Origin of the sequence: Neomegalonema sp., from assembly GCF_028688855.1 — a bacterium.
Classification (GTDB): domain Bacteria; phylum Pseudomonadota; class Alphaproteobacteria; order Rhodobacterales; family Rhodobacteraceae; genus Neomegalonema.
Genome location: NZ_JAQTXI010000028.1, coordinates 1 through 16,720, shown reverse-complemented (window position 1 = coordinate 16,720; position 16,720 = coordinate 1). Strand labels below are relative to the sequence as shown.

General features: G+C 68.3%; 14 protein-coding genes. 9 read left to right on the top strand and 5 right to left on the bottom strand.

All coding sequences use genetic code 11. From position 1 onward, the window contains the following. Positions 1-91: 91 nt before the first annotated feature. Positions 92-3,049 (bottom strand): caspase family protein, encoded by a 2,958-nt coding sequence (locus PHN62_RS15690; protein ID WP_300152291.1) that lies wholly within the window; start codon positions 3,047-3,049, stop codon positions 92-94. Positions 3,050-3,256: 207 nt separating this feature from the next. Here PHN62_RS15690 and PHN62_RS15685 point away from each other — a divergent pair, with 207 nt between their 5' ends. The 5 genes from PHN62_RS15685 to PHN62_RS15665 all read left to right on the top strand — a co-directional run bounded on the left by PHN62_RS15685 (position 3,257) and on the right by PHN62_RS15665 (position 10,819). Beyond that, positions 3,257-4,462, top strand: a complete 1,206-nt coding sequence (locus PHN62_RS15685) for a hypothetical protein (RefSeq protein WP_300152290.1) — start codon at positions 3,257-3,259, stop codon at positions 4,460-4,462. Positions 4,463-4,485: 23 nt separating this feature from the next. Further along, positions 4,486-4,914 (top strand): hypothetical protein, encoded by a 429-nt coding sequence (locus PHN62_RS15680; RefSeq protein ID WP_300152289.1) that lies wholly within the window; start codon positions 4,486-4,488, stop codon positions 4,912-4,914. Next, positions 4,911-6,239 (top strand): hypothetical protein, encoded by a 1,329-nt coding sequence (locus PHN62_RS15675; protein WP_300152288.1) that lies wholly within the window; start codon positions 4,911-4,913, stop codon positions 6,237-6,239. The genes PHN62_RS15680 and PHN62_RS15675 overlap by 4 nt, the downstream gene beginning before the upstream one ends. Before the next feature lie 13 nt (positions 6,240-6,252). Continuing rightward, positions 6,253-6,990, top strand: a complete 738-nt coding sequence (locus PHN62_RS15670; RefSeq protein WP_300152287.1) for a hypothetical protein — start codon at positions 6,253-6,255, stop codon at positions 6,988-6,990. A gap of 370 nt (positions 6,991-7,360) precedes the next feature. Continuing rightward, positions 7,361-10,819 carry a DUF11 domain-containing protein gene (locus PHN62_RS15665; RefSeq protein ID WP_300152286.1) on the top strand — a complete coding sequence of 1,153 codons (3,459 nt, stop codon included), beginning with the start codon at positions 7,361-7,363 and terminating at the stop codon, positions 10,817-10,819. Here PHN62_RS15665 and PHN62_RS15660 read toward each other — a convergent pair. Further along, positions 10,794-11,444: a TetR/AcrR family transcriptional regulator gene (locus PHN62_RS15660; protein WP_300152284.1), complete on the bottom strand. Its 651-nt coding sequence runs from the start codon at positions 11,442-11,444 to the stop codon at positions 10,794-10,796. The genes PHN62_RS15665 and PHN62_RS15660 overlap by 26 nt on opposite strands. 222 nt (positions 11,445-11,666) lie before the next feature. Here PHN62_RS15660 and PHN62_RS15655 point away from each other — a divergent pair, with 222 nt between their 5' ends. The 4 genes from PHN62_RS15655 to PHN62_RS15640 all read left to right on the top strand — a co-directional run bounded on the left by PHN62_RS15655 (position 11,667) and on the right by PHN62_RS15640 (position 14,751). Beyond that, positions 11,667-12,365, top strand: coding sequence for a type II CAAX endopeptidase family protein (locus PHN62_RS15655; RefSeq protein WP_300152282.1), 699 nt, complete (start codon positions 11,667-11,669; stop codon positions 12,363-12,365). Positions 12,366-12,457: 92 nt separating this feature from the next. After that, entirely contained in the window at positions 12,458-12,781 is a 324-nt protein-coding gene (locus PHN62_RS15650; protein ID WP_300152280.1) for a helix-turn-helix transcriptional regulator, read from the top strand. A 143-nt stretch (positions 12,782-12,924) separates the two neighbouring features. After that, positions 12,925-14,007, top strand: a complete 1,083-nt coding sequence (locus tag PHN62_RS15645; protein WP_300152278.1) for an alkene reductase — start codon at positions 12,925-12,927, stop codon at positions 14,005-14,007. 159 nt (positions 14,008-14,166) lie between these two features. Beyond that, the gene (locus PHN62_RS15640; protein ID WP_300152276.1) at positions 14,167-14,751 is read left to right on the top strand and encodes a TetR/AcrR family transcriptional regulator; all 585 of its coding nucleotides are present in this window, start codon (positions 14,167-14,169) and stop codon (positions 14,749-14,751) included. A gap of 51 nt (positions 14,752-14,802) precedes the next feature. Here PHN62_RS15640 and PHN62_RS15635 read toward each other — a convergent pair whose 3' ends face one another. From PHN62_RS15635 to PHN62_RS15625, 3 genes are all read right to left on the bottom strand, one after another. Then, complete coding sequence (locus tag PHN62_RS15635) at positions 14,803-16,131, bottom strand: LLM class flavin-dependent oxidoreductase (RefSeq protein WP_300152274.1); 1,329 nt, start codon at positions 16,129-16,131, stop codon at positions 14,803-14,805. A 117-nt stretch (positions 16,132-16,248) separates the two neighbouring features. Beyond that, positions 16,249-16,374 carry a hypothetical protein gene (locus tag PHN62_RS15630; protein WP_300152272.1) on the bottom strand — a complete coding sequence of 42 codons (126 nt, stop codon included), beginning with the start codon at positions 16,372-16,374 and terminating at the stop codon, positions 16,249-16,251. A gap of 46 nt (positions 16,375-16,420) precedes the next feature. After that, positions 16,421-16,720 (bottom strand): hypothetical protein (locus PHN62_RS15625; RefSeq protein ID WP_300152270.1); only part of this gene is annotated, 300 nt, incomplete at its 5' end.

Genomic DNA, 16,720 nt, shown 5'->3' with positions numbered 1-16,720 from the left:
TGCACGATCCGGAAGGATCGGGAGACGCTCCAGGCGGATTTCCGGCCGAGGGGGCGCGAACGCCCCTCGGGAAGACTCCCCTGACAAGGCGTCATGGAATCTGGGCGTCGAGGCGATCCAGCCTCCTCTGGATTTCCGCTCTCCCCGTCGCGTCGACGGCCTTGGGATGTTCGAGGGCCTTGCGCAGCCAGAAGCGCGCTTCGTTCAGGTCGGGCGCGGGGAAGGGGAAGGGCTTATCCTCGAACATGAACGGAGTCTCAAGCCCGACGCCGCCGGAGAGAACAAGGCTCAGGAAGAGCATGCTCGGGAGATCTCCCGCCTCCGCGCCCTTCCTCATCCAGCGCAGGGCCTCGGCTTCGTTCCGCATCCGGCCGCCGACGGGCTCCATGTAGAAGCCCACGAGCTCCAGCAGGATCCTCTGATCCCCCGCCTCGGCGGCCTTGACGCGCCAGCGCAGGGCCTCTTCGGGATTCGCGGCCTGACCGAGATCGAAGGGCTCCCTCCCTTCATGGAAGTCGATCAGATTCCTCCTGGCGAGGCTGTCGCCCGCTTCGGCGGCTTTTCGCCACCAGCGCAGAGCCTCCTCATGGTCCTGCGGGACGCCCGATCCGGAAAGATACAGATCTCCGACTCGACGCATGGCGGACCGATGGTCTTTGTTGGCCGCCTCGATGAGCCAGCGACGCGCCAACGCCGGGTCTTTGGGCAGGGTCCATGCCGATCCCGGGCTGTAGACGCTCGAGAGGCCGTACATGGCCTCCGGATCGCCCAGATCCGCGGCGCGGAGCCAGGATGCGACGGCCTCTTCCTGATCGAGCTCCAGACCGCCGCGCCCCTCCTCATGGGCCAGTCCCAGCATGTAGAGCGCGTCGGTGTTTTCCTTCTGCGCCGCCTGCCTCCACAGCCTGACGGCTTCCGCATCGTCCTGCGGCGCCCCCCGGCCGCTCCAGTGGGCCAGCCCAAGCATGTAGAGCGCGAGCCCGTCGGCGTCTTCCTTCTGCGCCGCCTGCCTCCACAGCCGGACGGCTTCCGCATCGTCCTGCGGCGCCCCACGGCCGGTCCAGTGGGCCAGCCCCAGCGCATAGAACGCGTCGGCGTCGCCCCCATCCTTCGCCTCCTTCCACAACCGGACGGCTTCCGCATCGTCTTGCGGCGCCCCCCGGCCGCTCCAGGAGGCCCAGCCCAGGCGGCGGCTGGCGGAGGCGCTCTTCTCCAGAGTCAGAACCTCGGTCCAGAGCGCGACGGCGCGCCCCTCGTCCCGCTCCACGCCGCGGCCGGACCAGTAAGCCCACCCCAGATTCTCCAGAGAGGGGACGTGCTTGCTCTCCGCTCCCTTGCGCCACCAGCGCAGGGCCTCTTCATCGCTTTGCGCCACGCCCTTCCCTGTGGAGAAAGCCAGGCCAAGACTGTTCATGGCCTGGGCGTTTTCGGAGGCGGCCGCCAGACGGAGAAGCCCGATCCCGCGTTCCGGATCCGCCTCCACGCCCTTGCCGTGCAGATAGGCCCAGCCCAGATTGGCGATCGCGTCGGTCTGGCCCAGCTCCGCCGCCCGCCCCCACCAATAGGCGGCCTCCTTGTCGTCCTGGGGAAGGCCGTCCTCGCCCTTGTAATAGGCGCAGGCGATCCGGTTCATGACGAAGCGATCCCCGCTCTGGAGGGCGAGCGCGCGCCAGGACGCCGCCGCCACCCCGTCCTGCTCGGTTCCCAGACCCTTCGCATATCGGCTGCTGAGGTTCAGCATGGCTGCGGCGTTGCCCGCCCTGGCGGCCTGCTCATACCATTCGGTCGCCTCATCCTCGTCTTTCGTCAGACCTCCGTCGCCTGTCTCGAAGATGACGCCGATGAGGTTCATGGCGGCGGCGGAATCGAGCCCGGCCGCTTCCCGGGCCAGAGCCAGAGCCTCCGCGCCCCGGCCCTGCTTCAGGCGCAGACGCGCCAGATTGGTGACGTAGAGAGGTTCCCTCGGCGCCGCCCGCTTCATGGCCTCGCAAGCCGCGACATGGCGCTCCGGATTCAGCCGGTCGTAGGAGATTCCCTGGACGCCGAAAGGCTTGTCGGCGTCCGTCGGCATGGAGGCGGCTTCGCAGGACGCCTGCATCTCCGCATCGACCGGAGGCGGAGAAGAGGGCAGAAGGGCCGCGGGTTGCGGGCATCGTCCGGAGAGGCAGAACTCGCCGCCGATGTCGTCGACGTAACGCGGATTCTGGGCGTGGGCGACGGCGCGCGCCCGATCCGCGACCTCGTTCTGACTGCTCTTGAACGCCGCGACCAGCGAAATATCCTGACGGAAATAAGGCAGAAACACGCGCGTGAAGAGCGAATACCGCTCGGATACGTCCGTTTCGAGATAGTCCAGAGAGGTTTGCCCCTCCGAGGCGGAATAGATGATGAAATGGCCGCTCTGGGGCGCATGGTCGCGGCTGAATCCCTTGCGTCCGCTGGTCGCGCCTCCGTCTGCGAAGGCGATCTCGAGGTCGGGCGCAAGGGCGGGCTCGAAGGCGCTCGCCAGAGGGGCTTGGAAGGGGGGGAAGGGGCTGTCCCGACAGGCGTCGATGATCGCGACCCTGATGAGGGCTCCCTTCTCTCTGAGGCGGTCCAGCAGGCCGGAGGATCCGCCGACCAGGGACAGCGAGAGCCGCCTGGCCTCCTCCTGGGTGATCCGGAAGGAAAGATCGGTCGGGACGAGATAATTGGTCTCGCCGTCGCTCCAGCCATGGCCGGAATAGACGAAGACCGCATGGTCGCCGGGCTTCACCGCGCCGATGAAGGCTTCCGTCGCCTTCGTCGTCTCCTCCCAGGTGAGGTCGGTCTTCAGCGTCACCTCATAGCCCTTGGCCCTCAGCGCCTCGTCGTATCCTTTCGCATCGGAGACCGCATGGCGCAGCGGACCCCACCCTCCGTCCAGATAGTTCTGATTGCCGATCACCAGCGCCAGGGACTTCGCCCAGACCGCCGACGGAGCCGAAAGGCTCCAGAAGGCGATCAGGACGGCGGTCCCTCTCCATCGTCTCTTTCGTCCCTTCGTCCCGCTCTTCGTCCTGTCCGACATCCGCTTCCTCCTCACGAGCGCCGCATCTGCGCGCCTGAGCATGTCGGGAGGCTTCGCTCGCCGATCCTCCCGACAGGAAACGCAGGAGGCTCGGGGGAAGGCGTCGCCTGTCCTTGCGCCTCGCCTTAACACGTTTTGCGGGAATTTCTCTCCCGGAATCGCTGATGAGGCGTTTATCCTGTCTTCGGGAAGATCAAGGAGCGCCGCATGCGCAATCCATATCTGGTCGGTTTCGCCGCGCATGTCGCGCATGGGCTCAACAGGGAGGCCGAAGGAGGTCTGGCGCGTCCGCAGGGATACGCGCTCTGGTCGGAGTTCATGAATCTCCTCGCGAAACCCGAAAGGCCCTATCGCAGACAGGTCGTCGGCGCGCATCTCATGGGGCTCGACGGCGACGAGGAGGGACGTCGGGAGGCCGCCGGACGCTGGTTCGATCTCGTCTTCGATCGCCCGCTTCTGATTCGCGACGGCTATCCGAGCCATCAGGCCCATCATCTGATGGAGGCTCTGGCGCGCCGGACGCCGGGCGTGCGCAAGGTGGAGCTGAGTCGGGGGCCGCGTCCTGCGGAGGGCCCCCTCCCCGAGGCCCTGCGCCACGCCTCCGACCTGTTCTCCGGCGCGGCTCCGGCGGAGGAAGCCGGAGACGACCACGAAAGCCGCCTCGGACCGGAAGGCGCGCCGCTCTGGCTTCAGGTCGACGAGGGCTCCTTCCGTCTGCCTCTGGCCTTTTCGATCTGGGGCGCCGTCCGTCATGCGCCGCGCGCGCTGCGCCTTCTGCCCGAGCTCGCGGAGGAAGACCCGGCTCCCGACGAACGCCGGATGTTCTCCAGCCTGGTCATCCGGGCTTTCGAGGCCGCGAACGTCCATTGGGGACGCGCCGTGGCGCTCGGGATTTCGCCATGGGATCACCGCGGCCTCGCCACGAACCAGATGGTCCGGCTCTACGGCTTCGTGCGGCGCGTCGGGAGATCCGACGCCCTGCCGCCCCGCGCGACGCTCGAAGAGGCCTGGGCGGCGGCTCCGGTGCCGCGCTTCGCGGATCTCGACGCCTTTCTGGCGAGCGACGTGGCCCGGGATCTCTTCTCCTCCTCCTCGGCGCCGCTGCTGGTCTGGTATGACGGGGACCGCGACGAGCGGATCCCGGAGGATCCCGGGCCTCCCGACGGCGAGGACCGGACCGGAGAGGTGCTGGAGGAGCTGTTCGCGCGCGGCCTGATCGACGAGACCGACCGACGGATCTATCTCGCCGTCCTCAAGTCGCCGCAGGACGCCCTCAAGCGGATCTGGAGGCAGGAATGGGCGCGGAAGACCTTCCCCGCCTTCTCCGATCTTCTGGCGCATGTCGATCTTCTGATCGGCCGCGTCTCCGGAGCGACGGCGCGTCTGCGCGACGAAGATTCCGTCTCCCCCTGACAGACAGACACAGGAGGTCAGACATGACCCAGAGAAAGACCTTCACGCCCCGGATCCTCGACCAGGCCGAGACCCGCCTCATCGACGCCCTGACCCGCGCGCGCGCCGAAGCCGTCGAGGAGCCGTCCCGGGCGACGCCCGAACGGATCGTCTTCACGATCATGGCCGCCGCGAGCGGCGCGCGCGAACTTCCGCCGAGTCTGAGTTCGACGAAGGGAGCCCTTCTGCAGGCCTTCTTCTCGCGCTCGGAGGAGGGCATCGGCGTGACCCTCAAGGCGCTGGGCGTTCCGGCGATCCGCCGTCTGCGCAATCATCCGATGCGGCTCGTCTCGGCGGATGGGCGCGTGGACTACAGCTTCCGGTTCGACGCGCTCGGCCAGGCGCGGTTCCGCCTGAGCCTCGGGGCGGAGGCGAGTCTGGTCGAAGGCTTCGGCGTCGATCATTCCTCATGAGCAAGTCCGTCCTGATTCCTCTGGCGGGAGGCGAGAGAGGCGGAACGGTCGGAGTCGTGGAGGCGACGGACGAACGCCCCGATCACGAGGCGCCCGGCGTCGACCCCGCGCTGATCGAGCTCATCGACGTCGAGCTCTACAAGAGCGGCAAGACGGCCCGTCGTGCGGCGCGCCGTCTCCCTCAGGCGCGGCGGTCCTTCCGGCTGCTGTCGAGTTCGCAGGCGATCTTCCTGCGGGTCGCGGACGACGCGCCCTTCGAAGGCCTCGCCGAGGAGAACGGGCGCAGCGCGGAGCTTGGTCTGGCGCTCGCGCTGCTGATGCTGGAGCGAGAATCTCCGCTGTCGACCATCGCCGCGACGGGCGCTCTGGAGCTGCCGCCCACGGACGCGAGCCGGGATCGCCTGATCGGCCCCGTGAGCGGATTGAGCGAGAAATTCGCCGCGCTCGGCGAGCATCTCCGCCAGCGCAAGGGGGGCGACTGGGGCCATAGCCTCATGATCCTGACCCCGAGCCTCACTCTGGAGGGCGCGCCGGTCGCGAAGGCCCACGACGGGGATCTGCGCGATCTGAGGCTTGCGGCGGCGTCGGTCGGGGTGGCGATCGACCTGCGCCCGGTCGAGCGCCTCAGCGAGGCGGCGCGGAGCGTTCAGGCGCTGCGTCGGCGCAAGCATCCGCGCGAGTGGCTCGCCCGGATCGGGGCGGCCGCGCTCTCGGCGCTGGCCGCGCTGGCGACCGCTCTGGCCGTCTGGGCTTCCGCGCCTCTGGAGATGGGCTTCGCGTCGACCTCCGTGGAGGGGGTCGGCGAGGTCCGCACGCCCGTGCGTTCGCTGTTTCTACAGCCTTCGGGGCGCCTCGTTCCCCAGCCGCCCTGTCTGGACGCTGGCCCTCTGCCGCTGGTGCCTTTCGGCCAGAATCTGACCTTCCACGTCTCGACGCAGGGCGGGGCGGCTCCGCTCTGGGCCCATGACTTCCTGATCGTCACGGCGGGGAAGGCGCTCATCGACGGCGAACCCTCCCTGATGTTCTATCCCCTGGAGAAACTGCGCGCGAGCGGGAATCCGCCGCGCAAGACGGCGCAAGGCGAGGTGGTCTGGAGCGCGAGTCTGACCATGGCGAGCCTCGTGGAGGAGGAGATGACGCTCTTCGTGCTGGGGCGCAGGTTCGGCTCCTTCGATGTGGCGGCCCTGCGCAACGATCTGTCGGCGGCGATGCGGGCCGTCCCGGCGGACAAGCGCCTCAACATCGCGGGAATCCATCTGACGGGTCTCGGGTTCCGGATGCTTGACTATAGCTTCAGGGTTGTGAAGAATCAGGGCGACTGCTGATTCCGGAGGGTCCATGATCGGTCGCCTTCTCTGCGCTGCGGCGTTTCTGTTCGTCGGTCCGGCTCTGGCGCAGGAAGTCCAGCTGTTCTCCCCGCAATACGACGTCCCTTTCGATCCGGGTTCGGAGACTCCGCGGCTCCCGACCTGGTTGGTTCCGGAGCTGAGGAGCAGCGGCGTGGCGGATCTCGCTGCCGAGACGGGTCTGCGGTTCACGCTGGTCGGCTCCTTGCAGGAGACGCGGCTGGAGGCCCGTGCGCGGAGCCTGCGCGAGGCGTTGAAGCAGGAAGGCTTGTGGCCGCAGGATTCCGCTGCGGGCGCCGTCGAGTCGAGGGATGGGCGCGTGCCGCCGGACCGGCTGCGTCTGGGGGTGGTCCTCGGGGGTCCTGAGGCGAGCGCCTGCCAGGGGTGGACGCTGGAGGTCTCTCTTCACGTCGATCTCTTCGACAAGCAGCCCTTGCGGCTTCCGGCTCTGGCGAGCCTGAGCCTGCCCGACTCCACGCAGATCATCGGACGACCGGACCCGGTCGCCGGGGCGGGGCGGATCAAGCCGACGACGCCCTTTCAGGCGCCGGCCGATCTGATCTTGTCGGATCGGGGATGGAGCCTGTGCGAGGGCTCCGGGAGAGCGACGGAGAGCTGGGTGTTGAGCGGCGAGCTCTCTGCGCCTCCTCCTGCGGCGGGAGCGGCGGGGGGGTGCAGCCCGCCTGGCGGAGGAATGTCGGCTTGTCAGGTCATCATCCGTCCTCGTTGAATCCTGCGAAGACGGCGCGGGGGGCGGGCCCCTGCAGCTTGTTTCGGACTCCTCCAGCGCCCTCTTCTGCTTGTTGAGCGGGGCTTTGCAGGAAAACGCTTCCCTGGGGGAGGGGCTGCCGGAGAGAAGCCTGTCCAGCGCGTCTTGCCGCTCCCTCCGCATGCAGATCGTGCGGCTGGTTCCGGCGTTTCCGGGGACAGCGCATCCCCTCCGCCGATGCGCCGCCGGGGATGCGGCGATTGCGTTTTCGGGCGTTTCCTCATGCTCGAACAATCGCTTCGGCCGGTTCTTTCGCTCAGGAGGCCAATTCGTCCCGCACTCGGAAGCTCTGCGCTGATAAAACCCGGGGGAAGGATCTCCGGGAGGGCGCATGATTGCGGATTTTCACAAGGCCTCGACGCGCCGAGGCGATCGCGGCCCCTCGCGCGCCATGGCGCGTCTGTCGGCCTGTCTCCTCGCCGCCTGCCTCGCGCCCGCCGCCGCGACGCCCGCCGCCGGACAAGCCCGCGCCGTCGTGAACCCCGGCTTCGAGAGCCATTATCCCGCCTCCGGCACCATCATGTATCCCCAGGCTGATGTGCCCGGCTGGTCGACCACCGCCTCCGACGGCCTCATTGAAATCTGGAACACCAATAATCCCTATGCGCCGGGCTCTGCTTCCGGCAATGCCTTTGCGGAGCTGAACGCTTCTCAGCCCGGCGCGCTCTATCAGCTGATCTGTTTCACCAACAACGAGCCTTTGCGCTGGAGCTTCGCCCATCGGAACCGCAGCGGCGGCGTGAACCCCCAAAGCGTCCTTTATGAAATCGCAGCTTTGGATAACTCCAGCAGCCGCATTCAGCTTCTGGCCACCCAGGAGAGCTACGCGGGCACAGGCTGGCAGATCAATCAGAACCTGACAGGCGCCATCCGGTTCACAGGCGCCACCGGCGTCTATCGCCTGCAGTTCAGAACGCTCAATCCGGGCTCATACGGAAATCTGCTCGACGACATCCAGATCCGCCTGTCTCCCTATGTCGAAATGAGCTTCGCCACAGGCTCGGCGCCTGAGGGCGCATCGGCGGCGGATGCGGCCATGCCTGCGGTCGTCGTCGACGGAAACGTCGCCGCGTCGATGAACGTCCCGATTCAGATCATGGGCGGAACCGCGACGCTCGGCGTCGATTACACGACTCCCTCCGGAGCCGCGACCTTCAATGTCGTCATCCCCCCCGGAACCTATTCGGCGCGGCGTTTTCCTCTGGGGATCACGCTTCTGACGGATAGTCTGATCGAAGGGAGCGAGACCATCCAGATGCGGCTGAATCCCGATCCGGGCAGCACTTACACCATCGCCAGCACGCAGAACTGCCTGAACGCAGGCGTCTCGCAGACCACCTTCACCATCCTCGACCGCAACGTCGATCTGGTCCTTTCCAAGACCGTTGACCGGCCTGTCGCCAATGTCGGCTCGAACGTCGTCTTCACGCTGACCCTGCGCAACGACGGCCTTGTGAACGCGACTTCGGTCGTCGCGACGGATCAGCTTCCCTCGGGCTTCTCCTGGATCTCCGACAGCTCGGGCGGGAGCTATAACCGCACGACCGGAAGCTGGAGCGTGGGGACACTCGCGCCCGGAGCCTCGGCCTCGCTGACGATCACGGCGCGGGTCAATGCGGCCGGGACCTACGTCAACGCGGCCTCCGTCACGACCGCCATGAGCGACGTGAATCCCGCCAACAACGTCGCGACTGCGACGGTCACGCCCGTTCCGCAAGCCGATCTCGCCGTGACCAAGAGCGCCAGCACGCTCACGCCCAACGTCGGGGATCAGGTGGTCTTCACGCTGGGCGTCGTCAACAACGGGCCTTCGCCCGCCGTGAACGCGCGGCTGACGGATCTTCTGCCCGCCGGCTTCACCTTCCTCTCCAGCAGCGCCGGAGGGGCCTACAACCCCGGCGACGGCGTCTGGAGCCTCGGCGGACTCGCCAGCGGCGCGGGCGCCTCCATGACCCTGACCGCCAGAGTCGAGGCGGGGGGCTCTCATCTGAACGCCGCCTCGGTCGCCTCGGATACGGCGGATCCCGGCGCCGCGAACAACTCCGCTTCGGTTCAGGTGACGCCGCTCTACAAGGCGGATGTTTCGGTGGTCAAGACCGCCTCCGAGCCCGAGCCGCTCATGGGCTTCCCCATGACCTTCGAGATCGCCGTCCGGAACGCGCGCGACGTCACGGCTCATGACCTCAGCCTGCGCGACCTTCTCCCCTCCGGCTACGCCTTCCTCTCCGCCGTCGCGAGCGCGGGCGTCTACGACCCGGCCTCCGGACTCTGGAGCCTCCCGAGCCTGCCGCTCGACGGCGAGGAGCGTCTGACGCTCTCCGTCGTCCCGCGCGCTTCGGGCGACTGGACCAACGTCGCGGAGCTCATGGCGATGAAGGACGCTCTGGGCGCGCCTCTGGCCGACGTCGATTCCACGCCCGGAAACGGCCTCCCCGGCGAAGACGATCAGGATCAGGCCGCGACGCTTCCCCGTCGGGGCGTTGCGCCGCCCATCGCTGCGCCGGTCTGTCGGCTCGGCGCGGCGGAGCTGGACTGGAGCGCCCTCGGCCTGGCCGACGGCGCGGCGAACGCGAGTTTCCCCTTCGTCCGCCGCGAGGCCGGATACGGCCTCTCTTCGGGCGCGATGAGTCCCGGCTGGCCGCGCGTGCGCGGAGTCGGCGCGGGCGGCGCGCCCGCCCTCGAACTTCAGGGGACGGGCGAAGTCCATCTGCGCTTCTCCTTCGCGCAGCCTGTCGAGGGCCTGCGCCTGACCCTGCGGGGACTCGGCGCGGAGGCCGCCGGAATGGAGCGTCTGCGGGCTTCGGCGAGCCTGTCGGGCGGCGCCGCGCCGGTGCGGCTTTCGGGCGGCGCCGCGACCAGCGTCTCGGGGGCGACGGCGGTCGGCGTTCTGCCGGGCGATCTGCCCGGCGAGGACGGGTCGGTCCTGATCGCCGTCGACGGCTTCGCCGACGAGCTGCTGCTCGTCTTCGACCGGACGGCGCTGACGGGGCCGGATGCGCCCTGGTCTCTGGCGGTGGGCGGCTTCAGCGCCTGCCTGCCTCAGCTCGAAGACGAGATCCTCCTTTCGCCGGATCATGACTCCGTCGTGCCCTCCGGTCAGCTCGCGGTCTACGCCCATCGCCTGGAGGTCGGGACGGGGCTGGACGGCGCCGCGCTGAACTTCGCGATCCGGAGCGACCAGGGCTTGTCCTGGCGGATCCACCTCGACGAAGGCGACGGCGTCTTCGGCGAGGGCGACGCGGTCTGGACCCAGGGCGCGCCGATCCCGGGGGGAAGCCATCTGTTCTGGCTCGTGGCCCGGATTCCTCAGGAAGTTCCGGTCGGCTGGCGGGATGCGACGATCCTGCGCGCCGAAGCGGCCAAAGGCGCCCTGCTCGTCGGCGCCGAGGTCGCGGACCTCACGCGGGTGGGCGAGGGCCGGATCGACGCCCGCAAGCTGGTGGCCCTCGATTCCAACTGCGACGGAACCCCCGACGGCGGCGAGGAGAGCTTCCAGCAGGACGCCTCGATTCAGGTCGGAGGCTGCGCGATCTATCGCATCCTCTTCGAGAATCTGGGGACGGATCCGGCCGCCCGGGTGAGCGTCCATGACTTCACGCCGACCTGGACCGTCTACGTCGGCGGTTCGGAGCGGGTGCTTCTTCTGCCTGCGGGCCTGACCGCCCTGCCTCCGACCCTGCCGCCTCCCGGAGGAGAAGGCGAAGTGATCTTCCCCTTCGACGGCCACCTGGAGCCTGGTCGTCAAGGCGCGGTCCAGTTCGCGGTCAGGCTGTCGGAGGCGAGCCCCTGACGGGCTCCGGCCGCCGCACGGGGTCGCAGAACGGGAGGACGCTGGCGGCGCGGATCGCGCGCGACATCTGCGCGGCGATCTCGCCGGAGCCGCAGGACTCGCCCTGGCGGAGGACCGCCCGACAGATGGTTTCGTCGACCACCCGCACCGCCGCCATCACGGAGGCCGCGCAGAGCCGCGTCTCGAAATCCCGATGCGCGCGCCCGAGCCGGTCGCCGATGATCGCGGCGAGCTCCTCCTCTCCGTCGACATAGGACATCAGCCAGACCGCCCTCAGGTCGGGCTCTTCGGAGATCCGGGCCACGATCTGCGCGATCAGCAGGCCGTCCCGGGCGAAGTCCGGCGTCTGGCGCTCCGGCGCGAAGCAGACGGCCAGGTGGTCTTCGAGCGAGGCCTCGGCAGGCCAGGCGCGCAGCTCCTCGGCGAAGCGCTTCCAGGAGAGGGCGAGCAAAGGCGCCAGACAATTCTCCTTGTTGCGGAAATAGCGCCAGAGCGTGCGCTTGGAGATCCCGGCGGCTTCGGCGATGTCCTCTCCGCTGGTCCCGGAGACGCCGCGCTCGACGAAGAGGCGCGCCGCGCAGCGCGACGCCTCCAGAAGCGCGTCCGGACGGATCGATCTGCTCATCTGGGTCTGCGCCTTCGGGAACGCCCGGACATGAAGAAGCCTTGCAAGCGACGTCGGGATTGCGGTAAAAGGCACAAAGTGCCAGAATGAAGGCTATAGCAAGACGGCTCCGGAGACCAGACCCCTTCGGAGGACCGCAGGTCTCCGAGGAAGCCGGAGGATCGCCGGAAGGCTCCGCGCCGGGGCCCTCATCCCCATTCCCCCCTTCTCGAAGGTCGCCCGATGAACCCTCCCGCCCTGTCGCCCGCCTCGCCTCCGGAACGCCCCGCCGCGCCCGGCTGGCCGGAGCTCGCCGTTTCGCTGATCCTCTACATGGCGCTGATCCTGGGCCTCGGCGTCTTCTGGCTGCTGCGGATTCCGGACGAACAGGCCGCCTGGCGCGGAATCGTCGGGATGGGGCTCAACGGGCTTGTGGGCGTCGTCTCCCTGCTGGCGGCCTTCTCCCTGCGCATCCGCGCGTTCCGGGCCTTCGGATTCCGCGCCGTCGAGGGGCGATGGCTGGCTCTGGGCGCCGCTCTGGGCGTGGTCGCCGTCGGCCTGAGCCTCATCATCGAACATGTCTATTTCTCGTTCATCACGGAGGCGAACAACCAGGCCGACTTCCAGGCGGCGGCGCAGGCGGGCGTTCTGTCCCTGCTGGCGCTGGTCTTCGCGGGGGCGATCCTCACGCCGCTGGGGGAGGAGCTGGTGTTCCGGGGCGTGATCGCGAATGCGCTGAACCGCTACGGCCCCTGGGCCGGCGTGCTGGGGAGCGCCGTGATCTTCGCCGCCGCTCACGGGCCGAGCGTGATCTTCTTCAACGCGCTCATGGCGGGGATCCTGACGGGCTGGCTCTTCCGCAGGACGGATTCTCTCTGGCCCGGCCTCCTGACGCATGTCGTCTATAACGGGATCTGGCTGGTCATCTACAGCTTCCAGTGACGGCGCCCCAGACGGAGCGGGCCGCGACGATTCGAAATCCTTCGAACGGATTTCTCTTGCCATCGGGCTGATGGTTCGATCATGTTCGAACCATGTCCGGATCCGAATCTCCGCCGCCCGATCTCTTCCACCCGAAGCGGGAGGACCTCGTGCTGACCGAGGTGCTCTTCGCCCTGAGCGATCCGGCGCGGCTGGAGATCGTGCGGCAGGTCGCGGGCGGAACCCTGGACATGGCGAATTGCCATCTCCTGAATCCGTCGGCTCCGAAATCGACGAAGTCCCATCACATGAAGGTCCTGCGCGAAGCGGGCCTGCTGAGGAACCAACCTGCGGGGCGCGGACGCCTGCTCACGCTGCGGGAGGAGGATCTCGAAGCCAGATTTCCCGGATTGCTGCGGGTCGTGCTGAAAGGCTGACGCAGGGTCGGGGTCCGGCGTTCCGGCGCGGGCGCAAGAAACATCCCTTGCGCCCTTTGACTTTCCGGACGCCCATCGTCATATGTTTTTTTGATGATGATCATCATCAATGAATCCCGCCACATGGAAAGGCGCAAGCAGCCATGACCGACAAGACTCTCTTCGAGCCCTTCAAGCTCGGCGGAATCCTCCTGTCCAACCGGGCCGTCATGGCGCCGCTGACCCGCAATCGCGCAGGCGCAGGGCTGGTCCCCGGCGCCTTCGCGGCGGAGTATTACGCGCAACGCGCCTCCGCGGGCCTCATCATCGCCGAGGCCACCCAGATCTCGAAGCTGGCCCAGGGCTATCAGGATACGCCCGGCCTCTACACGCCCGAGCAGGTCGCCGGCTGGCGCAAGGTCACGGACGCCGTCCACGCCCGGGGCGGACGCATCTTCGTCCAGTTGTGGCATGTCGGCCGCATCAGCCATGTCGATCTTCTGGGCGGGGCCGCGCCGGTGGCGCCCTCCGCGATCCGGGCCGCGACCAGGACCTTCGTGAACAACGGCTTCAGCGAGGTCTCCGAGCCCCGCGCCCTCGAAGCGGACGAGATTCCGGGCGTCGTCGAGGATTTCCGCAAGGCCGCCGCCAATGCGGTCCTGGCCGGATTCGACGGCGTCGAGGTGCATGGCGCGAACGGCTATCTGCTCGACCAGTTCCTGCGGACGTCCTCGAACATCCGCACCGACGCTTATGGCGGCTCCATCGAAAACCGCGCCCGCCTGCTGATCGAGGCGACGGCCGTCGTCGCGCAGGAGATCGGCGCCGAACGCACCGGCGTGCGTCTGTCGCCGGTGTCGCCCGCCAACGCCACCCTGGTCACGGGCGAGGAGCAGGCGCAGTTCGATCACGTCGTCGAGCGGCTCGACGGACTGGGCGTCGCCTATGTCCACGTCATCGAAGGCGCGACCGGCGGGCCCCGCGACGTCGCGCCCTTCGACTACGCCGCCTTGCGCCGGAGATTCCGGAACGCCTACATCGCCAACAACAGCTACGACCTCGCCCTGGCGAACGAGCGCCTCGCCGCGAAGGAGGCCGATCTGATCGCCTTCGGCCGCCCCTTCATCGCGAATCCCGATCTGGTCGAGCGGCTGAAGACCGGCGCTCCGTTGAATCCGCTGGATCCCTCCACGCTCTATGGCGGCGGCGCCAGAGGCTACACCGATTATCCGACGCTCGTCGGCTGACAGGCGAGCCGGACGACCGCCAGGACCCGCGCAGACCCGCGAGGCCTCTTCGCAGGAAGAGGCCTCGCGTCATGCGCCGCCGAGCGCTTCAGGGTCCGGAGCGTTGCGCATGATTCCGATCGTCATGTAGGATGGCCGCGGCGACCGGAGGCGCCCGAGATGAAAGTCAGCCGCGAGAAGGCCAGGGAGAATCGCGAGAGCGTCATCGAAGCCTCCAGCCGCCTGTTCCGGCGGAGCGGATTCGACGGAGTCGGGATCGGCGCCCTGATGCAGGCCGCCGGACTCACGCATGGAGGCTTCTACCGGCAGTTCGGCTCCAAGGACGATCTGATCCTCCAGGCGACCCGCGCGGCGCTCGGGCAGACCCGGGCGCGGCTGACGGCGCCGGAAGGGGAGAAGGGCGGCCCATCCCTCGACGTGATCCTGCGCCGCTATCTCTCCGAGGCGCATCGGGATGCGGTGGGCGAAGGCTGCGCTCTGGCCGCGCTCGGGCCCGACGTCGCCCGCCATGGCCCGGAGCTGCGCGCGGTGCTGCAACAGGGGGTCGAGGAATGCCTTCCCCTCCTGGAGGCCTCGGTCGGGGCGGAGGATCCGGAGCGCGCCAGAGACAAGGCTCTCGCCACCTTGGCGACGATGGTCGGAGCGCTGGTCCTCGCGCGGGCTGTCGAGGATGCGGAGCTCTCGCGGGAGATTCTCGACGCGGCGATCCGGGAGGCCTCGCCCGCTGCGAAGCCCGATCCCTGAGCTTCGCCCGGCGGAGTCTGAACGACCCGACAGGATCGGACGAGCCTCAGCTCACTTCGGGAAGAAGCGGTTGGCCGGACGCGGCAATCCCAGATGATCGCGCAGGGTGGGGCCTTCGTAGTCGCGCCTGAAGATTCCGCGCCGCTGGAGCTCGGGCGCCACCTTGTCGACGAAATCGACCAGCCCGTCCGGCAGATAGGGAAAGGTCAGATTGAATCCGTCGGAGCCTTCGGTCTCCAGCCATTCCTGCATCTCGTCGGCGATGCTCTGCGGCGTTCCGACGAAGGCCAGTCCGCCATAGCCGCCGAGCCTCTGCGCCAGTTGCCGGACGGTCAGGCCCTCGGCGCGGGCCAGGTCGATCACGCGCTCGCGGCTGGATTTGCTCTCGTTGGTTTCGGGGATCTCCGGCAAGGGGCCGTCGGGGTCGAAGCCCGAAGCCTCGACGCCCAGCGCCACCGAAAGCGAGGCGATGGAGCTTTCGTAATTCACCAGAGCGTCCAGCCGCGCGCGCCGGTCCCGGGCCTCCTCGAGGCTGTCCGCGACCAGGACCAGAGCCCCCGGCAGGATCTTGATCCCTTCGCGCGACCGGCCCGCGCGCTCGGCCCGGCCCTTCACGTCCAGATAGAAGGCCTGTCCCTCGGCCAGGGTGCGGGGCGCGGCGAAGACCACTTCGGCGGTTTCGGCCGCCAGCTGACGCCCCGGCCCGGAGGCTCCGGCCTGGACGATCACCGGCCAGCCCTGCACGGGGCGCGCGATGTTGAGCGGCCCGCGCACCGACAGATGTCCGCCCTTGTGGTCGAGCACATGCATCTTCTCCGGATCGAAGAAGATTCCGCTCTCGACGTCCTGCACGAAGGCGTCGTCGGCGAAGCTGTCCCAGAGCCCCGTCACGACGTCATGGAATTCGCGCGCGCGGTCGTAGCGCTCGGCGTGGGCGACGTGCTCCTCGCGGCCGAAGTTCAGCGCCGCGTCGGGATTGGAGGTGGTGACGATGTTCCAGCCCGCGCGCCCGCCCGAAATATGGTCGAGCGAGGCGAAGCGCCGCGCGATGTGGAAGGGCTCGTCGAAGGTGGTCGAGGCCGTGGCCACCAGCCCGATGCGCTCCGTCACGGCCGCCAGCGCCGAGAGCAGCGTGAAGGGCTCGAAGGAGGTGGTCGTCTGGCTGCGCCGCAGAGCCTCGATGGGCATGTTCAGCACCGCCAGATGATCGGCCATGAAGAAGGCGTCGAATTTCCCCTCTTCGAGCTTCTGCGCGAGCTTCGCCAGTTTCGGGAAGCTGAAGTTGGCGTCCTTCCAGGCGCCGGGCCAGCGCCAGGCTCCGGTGTGCAGGCTGACGGGCCGCATGAAGGCTCCCAGATGAAGCTGGCGTCTTCCGGTCATGGCGGATTCCTCGTTCTCCGGGCTGATCGCGACAGGATTCCACGCCCGCCGCGCTTCGGCGACCGCTTTCCGCCCGACAAAACGCCGCACCCTGAAGGGGGCTTCCGGCGCGCGCCCTCAGGCCTCTTCCCGTCGGGGCGAAAAGAACCGCATGGGCGGTTCTTCAGGACTCCACATGGCTTCGCCCTTGACGCCGCCCTGCACGAAGGCGACCAGCCATTGCGTGAAGGACATTCCTTTCACCGCAGTCCCTCCGTCATGCGTCGCGAGGCGGCGGAGCTTCGTCCGCTCATTGCAATCCCCACATCGCGGGACCGGCCCGCCAGTCGCCCATGTCGCCGCCGCCGATCATGTGGTTGTTCATGCGGAACATCATCAGGTAGGAGTCGTGGTCGAGCATCGGCCAGGTTCCGGCGGGCGCCCGGGCCACGAGTTCGCCCATGGCTCCGGCCAGCTGGCCCTGTTCGGCCATGGCGACCAGCTCGGGATGAGCGGCGCGCTCTTCGGGCGTCAGCGCGAGGGAGATCCCCGCGAACCAGCCGATGAAATCCGGAACGCCGGTCACCAGCTTCGTCGTCTCGAGATCGGA